This window comes from Streptomyces sp. 4N124 (assembly GCF_052245395.1).
In the GTDB taxonomy this organism is placed as follows: domain Bacteria; phylum Actinomycetota; class Actinomycetes; order Streptomycetales; family Streptomycetaceae; genus Streptomyces.
Map to the genome: position 1 here is coordinate 21134 of NZ_JBQQBS010000034.1, position 16866 is coordinate 37999.

Here is a 16866-nt window from a genome sequence, read left to right on the forward strand (position 1 = left end):
GCGGTGACAGTGCGGCCCAGGGACGAGCGGCGCGGCGGTTCCGCCGGCGGTGAGGGTCCCCGGCAACATGATCCCACCGCCCGTGTGATCGGTGAGGAGGTACGGGGTGCCCGGCCCGCGGAGATACCGGGGCGGCTGTGCTCGGTCGCGGTCCGGCTGGTGGACGTGACCGGGGCGACCGTTTCGCTGCACGGTGGCGGGATGCCCGTACAGCTGTGTGCGAGTGACGAGCTGGCGGAGCGGCTCACGGAGATCCAGGCGACGCTGGGTGAGGGGCCCTGCCTTGCCGCCGCGCAGGACGGGACGGCTGTGTTCGCCGAGGATCTGGCGGGTGAGGAGGGGGCGCGGCGCTGGCCGGTGTTCGCGATGGAGGCCACGGCGGTGGGGATACGCGCGGCGTACGCGGTACCGCTGGGCGGTGAGGACGGCGGAGCCGGGCCGGAGGGCCTGGAGTGCCTGGGCACGCTGGACCTGTATCGCCGGGAGCCCGGCGCGCTCGGCGCGCGTGACCTGCGGACCGCGCGGCTTGTCGCCGGGGTCATGACGGTGGCCTTGATGGCCCTGCCGCGCGAGGAGGACGGTGTGCTCGACCCGGGGCGGTGGCTCAGCGGGCTCGCGACCGAGCACGACGAGATCTACCAGGCCACCGGGATGATCATGGCTCAGCTGGGGGTCGGGGCGGACGAGGCGATGGCGCGGTTGCGGGGGCGGGCGTTCGCGGAGGAGCGGACCGCGGTGGATGTGGCGCGGGATGTGGTGGCGCAGCGGGCGAGGTTCGACCGGGACTGAGGTGCTGCCCCCCTTTCGCCCTCACACCTCCGCGCGGCCCCGCTTGCGGACCTCTGCGAGGCGTGCGGCGCCCAGTTCCGCGACGCCCTGGGTGACCTCGGCCGATACCTCGCCGATGCCGCCGTTGGTGAGTGCGAGTGCGTCGGCGCCCACGCGGACGGCGGCGACGTCGAGGGTGAGCGTGAATTCGCCCTCCGCCGATTCGCCGGTGAGCGTGAGCCGGACGGCCTCGCGGGCATCGCCGACGTCGGGCATTTCCAGGCCGCTGACCTGGCCTTCGCGTACGGCGCCCTGTGCGGTCGTCGCGGCGAACGTGGCGCACGTCCTCGGCAGCGACCTCAGCCAGGCGAGCGTGCTCTCCACCTCCGCCGGGCGCTGGGTGACGACCTGATAGCGCAGCTGCGCCCCGTCCCAGGCGTCGTCCAGGGCGACGACGGCTCGGGTTCCCGCGGCTGTGCCGAAGAGTTCGTCCGTGTAGACGGTGTCCAGCAGCCGCTGGCACTCCGCCGGGCGCGCGGCCGCCTTGAGCAGCCCGTCCCGCCAGGTGGCGGCCCCTTCCGTGGGCATCCAGGGGTCTCCGAGGTCGGTTTCGGTGATGAGCGCGGCTTCTGTCTGGGCTCTGGTGAGGGAAGGGGCGGCCGCGGGTGACGTTGACGGTGACTGTGCGGTGGTGGGGGTGCTGGTGCTGGGCCGTTCGGCTGCGGAGGGGGTCTCCGGCCAGTCGACCGAGCATGCGGTCGCGGTTGCGGTCAGGAGGGCGGAGACGAGGACGAGGGGGACGGCAGGAGTGCGGGGCATCGAGGGGGCTCCTGGGGTGCCGGGGCAGGGGCGTGTCTCCTACGGCACCACCGGCAACGTGGCCTCACCAGCGCGCCGGGCCGTCCGGGTGAGCGGGCACCCGGGGTGGGGGCTGCGCCCACCCGTGCCGCCCCGGGCGGCACGCATGCCCGCAGCTCAGAAAAGGCGTCGCCGTCTCCCTCACCCCCCTGTTAGCGTCCCCCCATGAAGCGCGCCCAGCCGTCCCTCATGACGACGACGCCGGAGAGTGTCCCGGCGCGCTGACTGCTGACGTAGATCATCGAAGCCCCGGGGCGAGTGCTCCGGGGTTTCTGCGTTGCTGCCCGGCTCCTCGCCTCCGTATCGGAGGAGCCCGAAATGAACGATCACCGTCGACTCGGTCGTGAGCTGGAGTTGTTCGGCACCGATCCGCTGATGGGGGCGGGGTTGCCGTACTGGCTGCCGGACGGGGCCGTGGTGCGGCATGTGCTGGAGGAGTACGTCCGGGACGTGGAACGGGAGGCCGGGTATCGGCATGTGTATTCGCCGGTGATCGGGAAGCGGGAGCTGTACGAGATCTCGGGGCACTGGGACCACTACAGCGACGGCATGTTCCCGCCCATGGAGCTGGGGGCCGAGCAGGTCGTGCTGCGGCCGTCGCTCTGTCCGCACCATGCGCTCATCTACCGGTCCCGGTCGCACAGCTATCGCGAACTTCCCCTCCGGATCGCGGAGTTGGGCGGCATGTACCGCTCCGAGCTGTCCGGCGTCCTTGGTGGGCTCAGCAGGGTGCGGGCCATCCAGCTCAACGACGCGCATATCTTCTGCACCCTGGAGCAGTCCGTCGACGAGGCGCGTGCGGCCCTGGAGTTGATCGGGCGGGTGTATGCGGATCTGGGGATCCGGGCGGCGAGGTATCGGCTGTCGCTGCCCGGGGACGGTGGAAAGTACGTCGCCGATCCCGCGCTGTGGCGCCGGGCGACCGCATTGCTGGAGGAGGTTCTCGACAAGGCGGGGGTCGCTTACGAAGCTGTCGAAGGCGAGGCCGCCTTCTACGGGCCCAAGATCGATGTGCAGGTCGTGGACTCGGCGGAGCGCGAGGCCACCCTCTCCACCGTACAGATCGACTTCCACCAGCCCGAGCGGTTCGACCTGCACTACATCGGCCAGGACGGGGCCAAGCACCGGCCCGTCATGGTCCACCGCAGCATCGTCGGCAGTGTCGAGCGCTGTGTCGCCCACCTCCTCGAAGTGCACGGCGGCGCCTTCCCGGCCTGGCTCGCGCCCGTGCAACTGGCGGTGCTGCCGGTGTCGGAGGCGCAGGAGCAGCAGGCGCAGGAGGTCGTACGGCGGGCCGTGCGGCGCGGGCTGCGCGCCGAGCTGTACGGCCCCGGCGACGGCACCCTCGGCGCCCGCATCCGGGCGGCGCGGCTCGTGCCGTACCAGGCGGTGATCGGGGCGCGGGAGGCCGACGACGAGCTGGCGGCCGTACGGCTGCGGGACGGGCGGCAGCCGGGGGCGGTGCCTGTCGCCGGGCTGCTCGACCGGATCGCGGAACGGGTCTCGGATCGCGGCGCCGAACTGTGGGCGCCTGCGTAAGGTCATGTCCGTAGTGACTTGTGACAGCGACTCACGACAGTGACTTTCCCGGACGTGGAATGAGGAGCGCCGACGTGACCGGTCAGCCCATACCCGTGATCATCGACTGCGACACCGGTGTCGACGACGCCCTGGCCCTGCTGTTCGCCGTACGCCACCCGGGGATCGACCTGCGGGCGATCACCTGTGTGGCCGGGAACACCGACGTCGACGGCGTCGTACGGAACACGCTCACCGTGCTGGAGCAGGCGGGCGCACCCGAGATTCCCGTCGCGCGCGGCGCCGAGCGGCCGTTGATCGAGGCCGTGCGGACGGCACGGCATGTGCACGGGGAGGACGGGATGGCCGACCTCGGGCTGCGCGCGCCGAGCCGTACGGCGGTCGACGTGGACGCGGTGACGCTGCTGCGGCGGGAGATCCTTGCGTCGCCGCGGCCGGTGACGCTCGTTCCGACCGCGCCCCTCACGAATATCGCTCTGCTGTTGCGGACCCACCCGGAGGTCGTGCGCAACATCGAGCGGATCGTGTTCATGGGTGGCGCGGTGGCGACGGGGAATGCCACGCCGGTCGCGGAGTTCAATGTGTGGCATGACCCGGAGGCGGCGGCGATTCTGCTCACCGCGGGGGTGCCGATCACCATGTATGGGCTGGATGTGTTCAAGCGGGTGCTAGTGCCTGCGGCGGATGTGCAGCGGTTGCGGACGAGTGCGGAAGCGAGTCTTCGGATGGCCGGGGAGTTGCTGGCCCATCGTGATCCGGACGCGTCCGGTGATCCGACCCCTACGGGGGGTCTGGGGGACGCCGGTGCGGTGTGTGCGGTCGTCGATCCCGCGGGTATCCGTACGGAGCTGTTGGCGGTCGAGGTGAACCTTGCTCCGGGGCCGGGGCGGGGGCAGACGATCGTCGACCGGCGTCCCCGTCCCGGCGAGGCCGAGATCCATGAGGGTATTCGTGAACAGCCCTTGGTGGATGTGGCGTTGGACGTCGATGTCGAGAGGTACGTGAAGCTGTACCTCTCGACCGTCGAGCGTTAGTTGGTTCTTTCTTGTCTGCGGGTTTGTGGGGGCTGGTCGCGCAGTTCCCCGCGCCCCTGAAGGGGCGCCAAGGTTCCCGTTAGCTTGAAGTGCGGCGGCGGCGTGTCAGCACCACTATGCCTGCGCCGCCTGCCAGCAGGACCGTCGCGCCGATCGCGATCGGCATGGTCGCGCTGCTGCCGCCCGTCTCGGCGAGGTCGTCGTCGCCGCCGTTCGGGGTGGGGGCGGGGGGCGGCGTCGACTCGGAAGCGGGCGGGGTGGAGGGGGTCTCGGACGGCGGCTCGGTCGGCGGAGGCGTCGTCTCCTCGGCCGGCGGGGTGGACTCGGCCGGGGGCGTGGACTCGGCCGGCGGGGTCGACTCGGCCGGGGGCTCCGAAGGAACCGTCGTGCACTCCTTCGTGCCGCCGTTCCACGCGGCGATCAGCTTGTCCTTGATGACCGGGCGGTCCGGGCCCTTGGGCAGGTCGCCATGCTCGAAGCCGTCGTTCGCGTCGAAGTCGCCGTCGTACTTGACCTTGCCGCGGTAGAGGTCGATCTGGGCGAAGCAGCCAGCGTCCGGCACCGCGATGTCGAGGGTGTCGGTCTGGCCGGGCTTGACGGTCGCGGTGTCGAAGTCGACGAAGACCTGCTCGCCGGAGGTGGCGAAGGTGGCGCCGTGGGCGATGTAGGAGGCGAGGGAGGCGGTGCAGGTGGTGGCGTCGCCGGCGGTGCGGACGGAGATGTGCACCTTGCCGTCGTCGGTGGGCCGGAGGTTGACGTCGTCGACCTTGACCGAGTCGAAGAAGTTGGTGCCGTCGAGCGAGAACTGGCAGCGGTCGGTTCCGGTTTCCGTGCCCGCGCCGGTGCCGGGCTGGTAGGCACCGCCGGACTTCCAGCCCTCGCCGCCGGGCGTGCCGGTGGCCCAGGCGCCGGAGGCGGAGGCGACGGTGGCGGCGCAGAGGGCGAGTGACGCGGCGCCCGTGGTCAGCAGGCGGCGCGCGGTGACACGTCTCGCAATGGACATGCGGATCCCCATCTTGGCGTGAGCAGAGAACCCGGGCACGGAGCCGTGGAGGGCAGCGCGATGCAGCCGGGCACGCCGAGCCGGGTGGAATGGTCGTGGAGAAAAGCGAAAAAAACACCGGGCCCATCGGTCACATGCGCCACAGCGAGGACCATGCTCGTCGTGCCGTTGAAACCTGTCAACCTGCGGAGATGGAGAGGAAGTTCAGGCGTCATCACATTTCCATCACACCGGGAATGCTTCAGTCCACGCCTGACGCAACCGCCCGGTGGTTCACTTTTCAGGCGATCTGGACAGGGTTTTGTCTGTCGCACCACCGCACAGCGTGACCGCACCGCAGAGGAGACCGCGTGCCCGACCTCTCGTCCCGCGACCCCAACTGGTGGCGTCAGGCCGTCATCTACCAGGTCTATCCGCGCAGCTTCGCCGACGCAGACGGCGACGGGCTCGGGGACCTGAAGGGCATCACCCAGCGCCTGACCCACCTCGCCGCCCTGGGCGTCGACGCCCTGTGGCTGAGCCCCTTCTACCCCTCCGAACTCGCCGACGGCGGCTATGACGTGGCCGACTACCGCGACGTCGACCCCCGCCTCGGCACCCTCGACGACTTCGACGCCATGGTCGAGGAGGCACATCGCCTCGGCCTGAAGGTGATGGTCGACATTGTCCCGAACCACACCTCGCACCAGCACGTCTGGTTCCAGGAGGCCTTGCGCGCGGGGCCGGGATCAGCGGCCCGTGACCGGTATGTCTTCCGCGACGGCCGGGGCGAGACCGGCGAACTCCCGCCCACCGACTGGCAGTCCGTCTTCGGTGGCAGCGCGTGGCGGCGCCTCCCGGACGGGCAGTGGTATCTGCACCTGTTCACCCCCGAGCAGCCCGACCTCAACTGGGACAACGAAGAGGTCCGCGCCGACTTCCGCACCACCCTGCGCTTCTGGTGCGACCGGGGCGTCGACGGTTTCCGCGTCGACGTCGCCCACGCCCTCGCCAAGGACCTCAGCGAGCCGCTGCGCGACCTCGGCGCCCCCGAACTCAGCGCCGAGGACGCCCTCCCGGACTTCGCCCCCGGCACCCACCCCTTCTACGACCGCGACGAGGTCCACGAGATCTACCGCGACTGGCGCAAGATCCTCGACGCCTACATGCCGCCCCGCATGGCGGTCGCCGAGGCCTGGGTCCCGGGCGCCCGCCGCGCCCGGTACGCCCGTCCCGACGAACTCGGCCAGGCCTTCAACTTCGAGTATCTACAGGCTGGTTGGGACGCCGGTGAGCTGAAGCAGGTCATCAGCGATTCCCTCGCCACCGCCCGTGCCGCCGGCGCCTCCGCCACCTGGGTGCTGTCCAACCACGACGTCGTCCGCCACGCCTCCCGTCTGATGCTCCCGCCCGGCACCGACCTGGACGCCTGGCTCCTGTCCGACGGCACCGCACCCGCCGTCGACGCGTCGGCGGGGCTGCGGCGAGCCCGGGCGGCCACGCTGCTGATGCTGGCGCTGCCCGGATCGTCGTACGTCTACCAGGGCGAGGAACTCGGGCTGCCCGAGGTCGCCGACCTGCCCGCCGAGGTGCTCCAGGACCCGATCTGGGAGCAGACCGGCCACACCTCCAAGGGGCGCGACGGCTGCCGGGTGCCGCTGCCGTGGACGACGAGCGGTCCCTCGTACGGCTTCGGGGCGGGGGCCGCGTGGCTGCCGCAGCCGGCGAGCTTCGCGTCGTACGCCGTCGAGGCCCAGGACGGTGTCGAGGGCTCGACGCTGGAGCTGTACCGCCGGGCGCTGCGGCTGCGCCGCAAGCTGCTGGAGGGGGAGGAGCTGACCTGGGTGGCCGACACCCCGCCCGGCGTGCTGGCCTTCGCCCGCGGCGACGGCTGGCGGTGCGTCGCCAACCTGTCGGACACGGAGATCGCGCTGCCGCCGGGAGAGGTGCGGTTGAGCAGTGCGCCTATCGAGGACGGGCGGATCGGGCCGGATACGACGGTCTGGCTGGCGTAGCCCGGGGACGGGGTGGCGGGGGGCGCGCGGTTTGCTGCGGCGCCATCGTGGCTGGTCAGGCCGGCGGTTCGGCAGCGCCCCAAAGGGGCGCGGGGAACTGCGCGACCAGCCACAACGGCGCCGCAGACAACCGACAACCCTTCACGGCACCACCGACGGAGTCACACGTGGCCGATGCCGCCGCTTCCGAAGCCGCCGCTCGTGCCGGGGAGCCAGCGTTTGCGGTGCTGGTCCCTTCCTCGCTTGGTGCGGGCGTGGTGGAGCTCGTACGGCATGAGCCGTTCGCGCTCCGACTTGGGGACCTCGTCCGGTTCCCGTACCTCCCGGACCTCGTGGACCGGGCCGGTGACGGGAAGGTGGGGCTGTTCCTCCGGGCGAGGCCGTGGGGGTTCCTGGTCCCTGACCCGCATGCCGAGCCGCACGGCCCAGATCAGTGCACCGGCGATGAACAGTCCTCCGGCGAAGGCGGCTATCACGTTCAGTACGTCACTCGCCGTGGCTGCTACCTCAAACGCTGCCGTACTCATACCCCCATTATCGCCCCATTGGCCCGAATGGGAGCTAGTCGGCCGTGCGTCCGCGGCGGTACGCCACCCAGCCCGCGCCCAGCAGGCCGGCCGCGAGAGCGGCGACGGTCAGGACCGTGACGCCGGTGGAGGCGAGGCTGCCGCCGCCCGTCGTCGTGGCCGTACCGCCCGTGGAGCCCGTCCCGCCGGTCGTGGACGTGCCGCCGGAGCCCGAGCCTCCCGTCGAGCCGGTGCCGCCCGTGTCGCCGTCGTCCGTGTCCACCGGATCCTGGCCGACGAAGCTGACCGGGACCTTCACGTCCTGTGAGCGGTCGCCGGACAGGGTGTGGTCGGCGCGGGTCGCCAGGACGCAGGTCGCCTTGAAGCAGTCGGTGTACTCGTCCTTCGCGTCGACCGTCAGTTCCACCTCGAACGTGCCGCCGTCGCCGTACGGGATCGCCAGGTCCTCGCCGTAGTCCGGCGGGTTGGAGGAGATCCAGGCGGAGGAGTGCGAGGTGCCGGACATGTCGACGCCGCCGATGCAGGGGGTGGGGAGTTCGCCGGCGCCGTTGTCGACGCACAGGGCGACGTAGATGCCCTTGTCGGTGTCGTAGCCGGAGCCGGTGATCTTCAAGGTCTGGTCCTCGGTGGCGAGGTTGTTGACCGGGGTGACGGTGAGCTTCTGGCCCTCGGGGCCGGTGCCGGTCTTCGTGCCGGAGGGGTCCTGGTCCTCGCCGCCGCCCCCGCCGTCGCCGCCGTCCGACGGCTCCTTGACGGTGAGCGTCACCGGCGTCGTGCGGGTGGTGCCCACCGCGTTGGTGAACTCCGCCCGGTACCGGTAGCCGTCCTGCGCCGCCTTGGCGGTGAAGGTGTACGCGTTCCGCGTCGCGCCCTCGACCGCGGTCCAGGTCTGGCCGCCGTCGGGGCTGACCTGCCAGCGCACGGTCGGCTCGGGAGTGCCCTCGGCCGCCGCGACGAAGGTGACCTCGTCGCCGGGGTCCACGGTCTGGTCGGTCGGGGACTGGGTGACCTTCGGGGAGACGCGGACGTCAAACTTCAGGACCTTGCTCTCGGCCTGGGCGGTGACATAGACCGACGTCGCGCCCGGGGCCACGGCCACCGCGGCGCCGGTGCCCGCCAGGCTGCCCGGGAGGGCGAGGGGCGCGGCGGCCTGCTCGAAGGTGGTGCTGTCGTACGTCTCCAGGGAGCCGGTGCTGTCCGAGCCCTCCGCGGCGGTGTCCTCACGCAGGACGAAGGCGCGGTGCGTGGTCTTGTCGAAGCCCGCCGCCTTCGCCCGGTCCTTGCCGGTCAGCGTGGTCAGGAGCTTGGCGTCCTTGTCGTAGACCAGGATGTCGTCCCCGACGCCGACCCAGACGTTGCCCGTGTCCGGGTCCGGTTCGATGAAGGTGAGGAAGCCCTCGGGGAGTTGGGCGGTGGCGGTCACGGTGAAGGAGCCGGTGTCGATCCGGCTGAGCTTGCCGTTGTCGTAGCCGGACCAGGCGGCGGCGTGTGCCGTGTCGACGCCGAGCTTGCTGCCGCCGTCGAGGGTGAGGGTGCGCTTGATGGTGCCGGTGGCGTACTCGGCCTCGGAGACGGTGGCGCCCTGCTGGACCAGGACCGTCGACGCCTGGGTGCCCGGGCCCGTGGCCGTGACCGAGGCGCCGGTCAGCCAGACGCCCCGGGCGACCGTGTCGCCGTCCTTGGCGGCGCCCAGGCCGCGCAGCGGGTAGTGGAAGACGACGCCGTCACCGGCGAGCGGGACGGTGATCTCCTTGGCCACGCGGGGGGCCAGGGTGCCGGTGGAGCCGGGGGCCTGCGCGACATGGCTGAGCAGCTTGCCGTCGGCCGCGTCCAGCGCGTACAGGCCCTGCTCGGCGACGTCGGCGGTGTCCGGGATGTTCTCCGAACCGACGTACAGCTTCCCGGAGTCGGGGTGCAGGAGGAGGTCCACCGGGCGTCCGGCGGTGGTGAACTCGGCGGTCTTCACATAGCTGACGGTGCCGGCCGGTACGTCGACACCGTCGCCGCCGCCTCCGCCGGGGTCCTGGCCCTCGAAGGCGACCGGGATACGGACGTCCTGGGACCGGTCGCCGCTGCCCCGGTGGTCGACGCGGGTGATGACCGAGCAGGTGACCTGGGTGCAGTCGAGCCCGCCGTCCTTGGCCTTGACGGCGATCTCGACGTCGAAGGTGCCGCCGGCGCCCCAGTGCACGGCGAGATCGCCGGCGTACTCGTCCCCCTCGGGCACGATCCACTTCGACGACTCGCCGCCCCCGGTCATGTCGGCGCCGCCGAGGCACGGGGTGGGGATGCGGTTGTCGCCGTTGTCCTTGCACAGGGCGACATAGATGGCCTTGGTCGCGTCGTAGCCCTCACCGGTGACGCGGAGGGTCTCGCCGTCGGGGTCGAGGTTCGCCGAGGCGGAGACGGTGAGCTTCTGGCCGTTCTTGCCGAGGGCCGTCTTCGGGGTGTCGGCCGCTTGCGCGGTGGAGCCGACGCCGACCATGACCGAGGCGGCCACGAGCGCGGCGGCGCCGAGCAGCGCCGCCGGGCGTCTGCGGCGCGGGCGTGGCATGTCAACTGCCGTGGAAAACATGGGCTTCCTCATCGGTGCTCGGCGGCGGGGGGTGGTGGTGCGGGCCGGTGTGACGGGAGGTCCGGCCCGCACCACGTGCGGGGTTACTGGAAGGTGATCGGGACGTGCACGTCGTACTTGCGGTCGTTCGTGTCGAAGTGGTCGGCGCGGGTGACCACCGCGCAGGTCACGTCCTCGCCGCAGACGCTGCCGTCGTCGAGGGTCGCCTTGACGTAGATGCTCACGCTGAAGGTGCCGCCGGTGCCGAACTTGGAGCTGTTGGCGAACATGCCGCCGAAGGTGTTGTTCACCCAGTGCGAGGCGCCGGTCGAGCCGGACTCGTCCTGGCCGCCGAGGCACGGGGTCGGCTTGTTGACGCCGGCCGCGCCGTCGACCACGCACAGGCCGACGTAGACGCCCTGGCCGGTGTTGTAGCCGGAGCCGGAGACGGTGATGACCTGGCCCGCGGCGGCGGCCGTGTTCGGCGCGGTCAGGGACAGGTTGTACGTGGTGGAGCCGTCGACGACCGTGCGGGTCGAGGTGGCGGCGGACGCGGAGGTGGCCAGGCCGAGGGTGAGGGCACCGGCGGCGGCTACGGCGAGTGCGACACGGGCGGAGTTACGTCTCATGGGGTACCGAGCACCTTTCTGGGTGAGTCGAGCGAGTGCTCAACTTAGGTTAGGCAAACCTAAGTATGACTCGGTCTTTACGCAACACCGAAGTGCGCGGCAGCGACCGTCTGTTGGTCCATCGGCGTGTACAACTCGACCGTGTGCGCGCCCGCTTCGGCGGTGTCGTACACCGGGAAGGACCGCTCGACCCTGCCCTCGTCGTCGGCCACCGCCTGATAGCGGGTGTCGCCGTCGATCGCGACGAGCACCACCGCGCCGGGCTCGAATCCCGTTCCGGTGACGGTCTGTTCGCCGCCGGCTGTCAGGGTGGCGTGGGTGACGGATGCGGTCGGTGAACTCGCCGTCGGCGGCTGGGATTTCGGTTGCTCCGGCGTCGACGCCGGGATGCTCGGCGTCGGTTCAGGAGTCTCGGCAGGCGTCTCGCTCCCCGTCCCCACCGTCACATCCAGCACGCCCAGCCCGTCCCCCGCCGCGAACTCCGCCCCGCTCCACGCGGACAGCAGCGTCGCTCCCTCATCGGTCAGGGTCGCGCGCAGGCCGGTCCAGGTCATCCCGCTCGCCCGTACGGCGATGGCGGCGTCGTCCGTCTCCACCGTGGCCAGCGCGAGGTCACGGGCCCGTCCGTCGACGGCCGTACGGGTGTGCAGGGCGCCGTCGCCGCCGTCCAGGGCCAGCCGCAGGGAACCCAGCACGAGCGGCTGCCCGGCGGAGCCGTCGAGGCGGAGCGTGCCGCCCAGGTCGATGTCGGCGGCGCCGGTCGCGGGGTCGGTGCCGCCGCCCGCTGCCGGGAAGGACGCCCGGTTCGCCGAGCCCTGTACGGCGGGCCGGGCCGCCGTGAGCGTCACGCCGTCCAGCTCCGCCGAGCCCGTGGCCCAGGTCGCGTATCCGCCGGATATCTCACGCGGGAACGTGTCATCGTCATCCGCGCTAGCGGAGCCCGCGGGAGCCATCAGCGCGAGCAGGGCGCCGCCGGCTATAACCGCGGCGCCAGGTCTCTTCAGCATCTTCAAGTCTCCTTGAGTCAAACGCGCCCCAAAGGGGCGCGGGGAACTGCGCGACAAGCCCCCACCGGCCCGCAGTGAACGAACCGCCTGTCCAGCTGAGCGCTAGCTCGCCCGTCGGCGCCGTCGCGCCAAGTACCACGTCCCCGCACCCACCACGACCAGCCCCACCGCGGTGCCCCCGCTCGCCAGCGCGAGCGACCCCGTGCTGGCGAGCGGGCCGTCGGAGGTGTCGTCGCCGCCCGTGCCGCCCCCGCCCGTCGTACTCGCACTGGCCGTCGCGCTCGGCGTCGTTGACGTGCCGTCGGATGTCGACGACCCGCTCCCCCCGAAGCTCACCGGAATCCGTACCGTCTGCGACTGGTCCCCGCCCCGCGTGTGGTCGTTGCGGGTGATGACCGCGCAGGTCACGCCGGACTTGGTGCAGTCGGTGTTGGCATCCTTGGCGCGGACCTTGAGCCGCACGCTGAAGGAGCCGTTGTGGCCGCTGCCCTGGTAGGGCTTGGCCAGGCCCTCGCCGTACGAGGGCGGGTTGGAGGAGATCCACACGGACGCCCCGGACTCGCCGGACATGTCGACGCCGCCGACACAGGGCGTGGGCGTCTTCCCGGCTCCGTTGTCCACGCAGAAGGCGACGTAGATGCCCTTCTCCGTGTTGTAGCCGGTGCCGGAGACGGTGACCGTCTCGCCCGCCGCGGCGAGGCCGGAGGCCTTGGAGACGGTGAGTTTCTGGCCCTCGGGTCCGGTCGCCGAGTTGCCCGCCGCGGATGCCGGTACGGCGGCCGTGAGCGCCAGGGCGACCGAGGCGGCGACCCCGGCCAATCCGGCAACTCGTCTGTCATGCAAGCCACTTGAGGACATCAAGTCACACCCCCACCTCGGGTAATTAAGGTAAACCTAACCTAAGCTAATGCTCAACCGTGTGGGGGATACGAGACATGAAAGGACCGGCGATGCAGAAGTCCGGAAGAAACCCGCGAGCGTGGGCCCTGGCCCCGCTCGCCCTGGCGGTCGCCCTGCTCGCCGGCGCCTGCGCGGGCAACTCCGCCGATGCGGGCGGCGCTTCGGACGCGTCCCCGGTCTCCGCGAGCGAGCGGGCCGCCACGGCCGGGAAGCAACTCGCGAAGAACACGCTCGTACCGCTCGAAGGGAAGGCGCCCACACCGGAGTTGCCGGTGACCGTCGACTCCTCCGACGGCCGCAAGGTGACCGTGAAGGACGCGTCGCGGATCCTGCCGCTCAACGGCGGTGTGGCGGAGATCGTGTTCACGCTCGGGCTGGGCGACAAGGTCGTGGGCCGGGACATCACCGCCACCTTCGAGGAGGCGAACAAGCTCCCGCAGGTCACCAAGGCGCACGATGTGAGCGCGGAGAGCGTGCTGTCGCTCCGGCCGACGGTCGTCCTCGCCGACACCGACACCGGTCCGTCCGAGGCGATCGACCAGATCCGGGACGCGGGGGTCCCGGTGGTCGTCCTCGACCCGGCGACGAAACTGGCCGACGTCACGACCCGTACGACCCGGATCGCCGAAGCCCTGGGCGTCCCCGAGGCGGGCAAGGCCCTCAACGACCGTATGAGCGACGAACTCGCCGCCGCCCGCTCCGCCGTACCCGAGGGCAGCAGGCCCAAGGTGGCCTTCCTCTACATGCGCGGCAGCGCGGCCGTCTATCTGATGGGCGGCAAGGGCTCCGGCGCCGACTCGCTGATCGAGGCGGCGGGCGCGGTCGACGCGGGCGTGGAGGCCGGTCTCGACAAGCCCTTCACGCCGCTCACCAGTGAGGCCCTGGTCTCCGCCCGGCCCGATGTGATCCTGATGATGGACAAGGGGCTGGAGTCGGTGGGTGGCGTCAAGGGGCTGGAGGAGATCCCGGGGATCGCTCAGACCCCGGCGGGGGCGGCCCGGCGGATCGTGTCCCTGGAGGACGGCGTGCTGCTGAGCTTCGGGCCGCGCACACCACTCGTCATCGACCTTCTGGTTGACCGGATTCACCGGGGATGAACCCGATCTCACACCGCGGGTGAACCGTTGGTGAAGGTTACGGATTGAACAACCCCTGGTGGCTTTGGGGCGATCGGGTGACGATGGAGCCATGACTCTGGCCCAGCGTGCCCTGGAGCGACTGGAAGCCTGGCCCGACCTCACGGCGGTCCAGGCCAGTTGCGGTACGGGGCGCGCACTGCGCTCCCGGCGCTGCGAAATCGTGCACTTCCACTCCGACCACGAAGTGGACCTGCATCTCACCAGCGGCGCCATCAGGCGTTTCGCCGAGGACCTGGAGCGGTCCACGGCGATCCGTGTGGTGCCCGGTTCCCGGTGGGTGACGGTTCACCTCGACTGCGAAACCGACGTCGACCTGCTGGCCAGCCTGGTGAGCGTCGCCCTCCAGGCGCACGACAAACCGTCCCCGCCCGGCGCGCTCCCGCCCGCCGGCTGCAACTTCCACCGCGTCACGGTCCTGCCCAGACAGCACGAGCGGGGCTGACGCCTCACGTCATCCGCCACGTCATCCCGTCGTAAGCGCCCGGTGCGAGGCTACGGCGATGGACGACACGAAGGACGACACGGCATACGACAGGACGGACACGACCGCACTCGCCCGCACCCTGCTCGACATCCCCGCGCACCGTACGGCCGCCATCGAGGTCCTCAGCGCCGCCGACGGCACCGCCGAACTCACCTGCCCCACCCCGGAGTCCCTCACCAATGTGATCGGCTCCCTCCACTCCAGCGGCCTCATCGCCCTCGCCGACGCGGCGGGCCTGGCCGCGATCATCGCCGAGAGCACGGGCCCCGACGACATGACGGGCGTCGTCCCGCTGGGCACCAACGCGCGCATGGAGTTCCTGGCCCCGGCACGCGGGCACCTGGTCGCCACCTGCCGTCTGACGCGGGAAGCGCGGGATGCCGTACGACCGCTGCTGGCGCGCGAGACCGACCGGGCCCGGTTCTCCACCCACACGGAGATCACGGACGCGACCGGGGCCGTGGTGTGCCGGGGGACGTTCGACTGGAGTGTGCGGCGCGGGAATTGAGACGCCCACGCGGTGCCGGTCAGCCGAGGCAGATCACCAGCAGGCAGAGCTGCGACGACGGGGGCGATGTCGGCGCCGGGGTGGAGGGCGTCTGCGACGGTGTCGACGGCGCGGCGGGGGCGGTCGACGCGGAGGCGGACGGGGTGGGCGTCGGTGTCGTCGCCGGGGTGTCCGGGGTGCTGGGCAGCAGGGGCAGGCTCTGGCGCTGCTGTTGCGGGGTCGGCGGGGTGACGACGGTGTGCGACTGCGTGGTCCGCGGTGTGGTGGGGGACTGCTTGCCGGACTGCTGGCCGGGGACCTGGGGGGACGCCGGGTCGGAGGCCGGTGTGCTGGGGGTCGGCGAGGCCGGGCGGGTGTCCTGCTGAGGCGTTCCCTCCTCCACCCCGGTCGTCTCTTCGCCCGTACCGCCCATGATCGTGTCGTCCGGCGTCGTGGCCGCCTGTGCCCGGTCGTTGTTGCCGCGCTCCATCGTGGCGAAGCTCAGGCCGCCGCCGACCAGGGCGACGGCAGTCGCGATCATGGCCCGGCGCTGGTGCTTCTTCAGCCGGGCGAGCTGCCGGCGCCGCGCGGCCCGGCCGCCGTGGGGCGCGGGGGCCGCGACCGGGGCGTGACGGGGGCCCTGGACATCCGTGTCGTCGTCCATGGCGGGTTCGGGCTCGGTCTCCGCCTCGTCCGGGCGGCGGTACCAGCCGGCCATCGTCATCGGGGCTATGTCCGGGGCGTAGGCGCCGCACCCGGGACAGACCAGGGCGCCGTTGAGGTGCCGGCGACACGTGGTGCAGTAGTCCATCTCTGGTCTTCCTGGGTTGACGGCATCGATTGGCCAGCAACCTAACGAGGCTTTCGAAAGCCTGTGTGCAGCCCGTGTGGTGCTCTTGCGTAGATTCCCTGACCTGTGACCGCCTGCACCCCGCGTGTGACGCGGGGTGCAGGCGCTGTCCGCTGTGGGCGGTTACGCGAACAGGAGCCGCCAGGTCAGCGGGCCGGGATAGCCGTCCGCGTCGCCGCGCAGTTCCTTGCGGGACTTCTGGAAGTCGCGGACATTGAGGCGGTCGGCCTCGCCCCAGGCCTGGCTGGGGCCGACGCGGTAGTGGTCGCCGAAGCCGCGCTTGACGAGCTGCTTGCCCAGCTGCAGGACGTACTTGTTGGAGGCGCCTTCACGGAAGTACTTGCGGCCGGGGTAGGTGGGCACCTTCGGCTTCGAGGGCTTGGACGGCTCGGTCTGTGACGGGTTGTCGTCGTCGAGGTCCAGGTCCGCCTTGGCGTGCTTGAGGAGGCGGGCGAAGTCGATCGCGCCGGGGTCGCCGTGGTCGTTCTCGGGCACGTGCATGTGCCCGCACACGCCCTTGAACCCGCTCCACTTCGCGCCGGACATCCGCTGGCCGCCGCCGTTCTTGTACGACGTCGGGTAGGCCGGCCATGCCTTCGGGCCGGTCAGCGGCAGGCCGTGCTCCTCGTGCATCCAGGCGAGGAAGCGCGCGACGCCCAGCAGCGCCCAGTCCGGGGCGTCGGGCCAGTAGATGTGCGACTGCCCGGCGTCCTGCCACTTCTTGTGCGTCTTGGGGTCGCAGGTGCCGACCAGCTCGACCTGGCACACGTTGAGCGTGTTCGTCTCGACGCCGCCGCGCAGGTTCTGCAGCGCCCGGGAGGAGGACTCGATGTCGAAGTGCTGGTACCACCTCAGCTTCTTGGCGGAGAGGTCGGGCACGGCCGTGAGGTTCGGGGCCGAGCCGCCACCGCCGTATCCGGGCAGGCTGCGGCCCTCGGTGGTGTGCAGCACGACGACGTTGACCTCCATCGCGTCGCCGCCGAAGTCGTCCTGGTACCAGTTCGCGCGGCTTGCCCCGGGGTAGCGCTGCGGTCCTGTCTTCGTGCTCACTCGAGCCTCCTCCTGTGACGCCTGGGTCCAACTTGGTTGAAAT

General features: G+C 71.3%; 16 protein-coding genes. 7 read left to right on the forward strand and 9 right to left on the reverse strand.

All coding sequences use genetic code 11. The annotated features are described in order from the left end of the window. The first annotated feature begins 3 nt into the window (after positions 1-3). The gene (locus ACTWQO_RS29505) at positions 4-789 is read left to right on the forward strand and encodes a GAF and ANTAR domain-containing protein (RefSeq protein WP_443240408.1); all 786 of its coding nucleotides are present in this window, start codon (positions 4-6) and stop codon (positions 787-789) included. A 21-nt stretch (positions 790-810) separates the two neighbouring features. Here ACTWQO_RS29505 and ACTWQO_RS29510 read toward each other — a convergent pair whose 3' ends face one another. Beyond that, a complete protein-coding gene (locus ACTWQO_RS29510; RefSeq protein WP_443240409.1) occupies positions 811-1587 on the reverse strand; it encodes a hypothetical protein in 777 nt (258 codons plus the stop codon). 297 nt (positions 1588-1884) lie between these two features. Between ACTWQO_RS29510 and thrS the strand changes: the two genes are divergently transcribed. Both thrS and ACTWQO_RS29520 read left to right on the forward strand, forming a co-directional pair. Beyond that, complete coding sequence (gene thrS, locus ACTWQO_RS29515) at positions 1885-3165, forward strand: threonine--tRNA ligase (protein ID WP_443240410.1); 1281 nt, start codon at positions 1885-1887, stop codon at positions 3163-3165. A gap of 74 nt (positions 3166-3239) precedes the next feature. Beyond that, positions 3240-4199, forward strand: coding sequence for a nucleoside hydrolase (locus tag ACTWQO_RS29520; protein WP_443240411.1), 960 nt, complete (start codon positions 3240-3242; stop codon positions 4197-4199). Positions 4200-4278: 79 nt separating this feature from the next. Here the strand turns inward: ACTWQO_RS29520 and ACTWQO_RS29525 are convergent, their stop codons facing one another. After that, on the reverse strand, positions 4279-5202 hold the full coding sequence (locus ACTWQO_RS29525) for an LAETG motif-containing sortase-dependent surface protein (protein WP_443240412.1): 924 nt from the start codon (positions 5200-5202) through the stop codon (positions 4279-4281). A gap of 350 nt (positions 5203-5552) precedes the next feature. On the opposite strand from ACTWQO_RS29525, the gene ACTWQO_RS29530 reads away from it, so the two are divergent. Then, positions 5553-7196, forward strand: a complete 1644-nt coding sequence (locus ACTWQO_RS29530; protein WP_443240413.1) for a glycoside hydrolase family 13 protein — start codon at positions 5553-5555, stop codon at positions 7194-7196. A 161-nt stretch (positions 7197-7357) separates the two neighbouring features. Here the strand turns inward: ACTWQO_RS29530 and ACTWQO_RS29535 are convergent, their stop codons facing one another. From ACTWQO_RS29535 to ACTWQO_RS29555, 5 genes are all read right to left on the reverse strand, one after another. Next, a complete protein-coding gene (locus tag ACTWQO_RS29535; protein ID WP_443240414.1) occupies positions 7358-7723 on the reverse strand; it encodes a DUF6479 family protein in 366 nt (121 codons plus the stop codon). 34 nt (positions 7724-7757) lie between these two features. Beyond that, positions 7758-10277, reverse strand: a complete 2520-nt coding sequence (locus ACTWQO_RS29540) for an immunoglobulin domain-containing protein (protein ID WP_443240415.1) — start codon at positions 10275-10277, stop codon at positions 7758-7760. A 104-nt stretch (positions 10278-10381) separates the two neighbouring features. After that, positions 10382-10906, reverse strand: coding sequence for a hypothetical protein (locus tag ACTWQO_RS29545; protein WP_443240416.1), 525 nt, complete (start codon positions 10904-10906; stop codon positions 10382-10384). Between the two features lie 77 nt (positions 10907-10983). Further along, on the reverse strand, positions 10984-11913 hold the full coding sequence (locus ACTWQO_RS29550) for an HtaA domain-containing protein (RefSeq protein ID WP_443240417.1): 930 nt from the start codon (positions 11911-11913) through the stop codon (positions 10984-10986). Positions 11914-12015: 102 nt separating this feature from the next. Next, positions 12016-12756, reverse strand: a complete 741-nt coding sequence (locus ACTWQO_RS29555) for a hypothetical protein (RefSeq protein WP_443240418.1) — start codon at positions 12754-12756, stop codon at positions 12016-12018. A 107-nt stretch (positions 12757-12863) separates the two neighbouring features. Between ACTWQO_RS29555 and ACTWQO_RS29560 the strand changes: the two genes are divergently transcribed. The 3 genes from ACTWQO_RS29560 to ACTWQO_RS29570 all read left to right on the forward strand — a co-directional run bounded on the left by ACTWQO_RS29560 (position 12864) and on the right by ACTWQO_RS29570 (position 14944). Further along, a complete protein-coding gene (locus ACTWQO_RS29560; protein WP_443240419.1) occupies positions 12864-13910 on the forward strand; it encodes a heme/hemin ABC transporter substrate-binding protein in 1047 nt (348 codons plus the stop codon). Between the two features lie 91 nt (positions 13911-14001). After that, entirely contained in the window at positions 14002-14394 is a 393-nt protein-coding gene (locus ACTWQO_RS29565) for a luciferase domain-containing protein (protein WP_443240420.1), read from the forward strand. A gap of 58 nt (positions 14395-14452) precedes the next feature. Continuing rightward, a complete protein-coding gene (locus ACTWQO_RS29570) occupies positions 14453-14944 on the forward strand; it encodes a DUF4442 domain-containing protein (protein ID WP_443240421.1) in 492 nt (163 codons plus the stop codon). A gap of 19 nt (positions 14945-14963) precedes the next feature. Here ACTWQO_RS29570 and ACTWQO_RS29575 read toward each other — a convergent pair whose 3' ends face one another. Then, positions 14964-15734 carry an SCO2400 family protein gene (locus ACTWQO_RS29575; protein WP_443240422.1) on the reverse strand — a complete coding sequence of 257 codons (771 nt, stop codon included), beginning with the start codon at positions 15732-15734 and terminating at the stop codon, positions 14964-14966. A 162-nt stretch (positions 15735-15896) separates the two neighbouring features. Next, entirely contained in the window at positions 15897-16823 is a 927-nt protein-coding gene (locus tag ACTWQO_RS29580; RefSeq protein WP_443240423.1) for a peptidoglycan-binding protein, read from the reverse strand. Positions 16824-16866 lie beyond the last annotated feature (43 nt).

What these genes read in the sequence shown, in the direction of transcription:
- ACTWQO_RS29510 (WP_443240409.1), bottom strand. Translation starts at nt 1,587, where the DNA reads ATGCCCCGCACTCCTGCCGTCCCCCTCGTCCTCGTCTCCGCCCTCCTG.
- ACTWQO_RS29525 (WP_443240412.1), bottom strand. Translation starts at nt 5,202, where the DNA reads ATGTCCATTGCGAGACGTGTCACCGCGCGCCGCCTGCTGACCACGGGC.
- ACTWQO_RS29535 (WP_443240414.1), bottom strand. Translation starts at nt 7,723, where the DNA reads ATGAGTACGGCAGCGTTTGAGGTAGCAGCCACGGCGAGTGACGTACTG.
- ACTWQO_RS29540 (WP_443240415.1), bottom strand. Translation starts at nt 10,277, where the DNA reads ATGCCACGCCCGCGCCGCAGACGCCCGGCGGCGCTGCTCGGCGCCGCC.
- ACTWQO_RS29545 (WP_443240416.1), bottom strand. Translation starts at nt 10,906, where the DNA reads ATGAGACGTAACTCCGCCCGTGTCGCACTCGCCGTAGCCGCCGCCGGT.
- ACTWQO_RS29550 (WP_443240417.1), bottom strand. Translation starts at nt 11,913, where the DNA reads ATGCTGAAGAGACCTGGCGCCGCGGTTATAGCCGGCGGCGCCCTGCTC.
- ACTWQO_RS29560 (WP_443240419.1), top strand. Translation starts at nt 12,864, where the DNA reads ATGCAGAAGTCCGGAAGAAACCCGCGAGCGTGGGCCCTGGCCCCGCTC.
- ACTWQO_RS29565 (WP_443240420.1), top strand. Translation starts at nt 14,002, where the DNA reads ATGACTCTGGCCCAGCGTGCCCTGGAGCGACTGGAAGCCTGGCCCGAC.
- ACTWQO_RS29570 (WP_443240421.1), top strand. Translation starts at nt 14,453, where the DNA reads ATGGACGACACGAAGGACGACACGGCATACGACAGGACGGACACGACC.
- ACTWQO_RS29575 (WP_443240422.1), bottom strand. Translation starts at nt 15,734, where the DNA reads ATGGACTACTGCACCACGTGTCGCCGGCACCTCAACGGCGCCCTGGTC.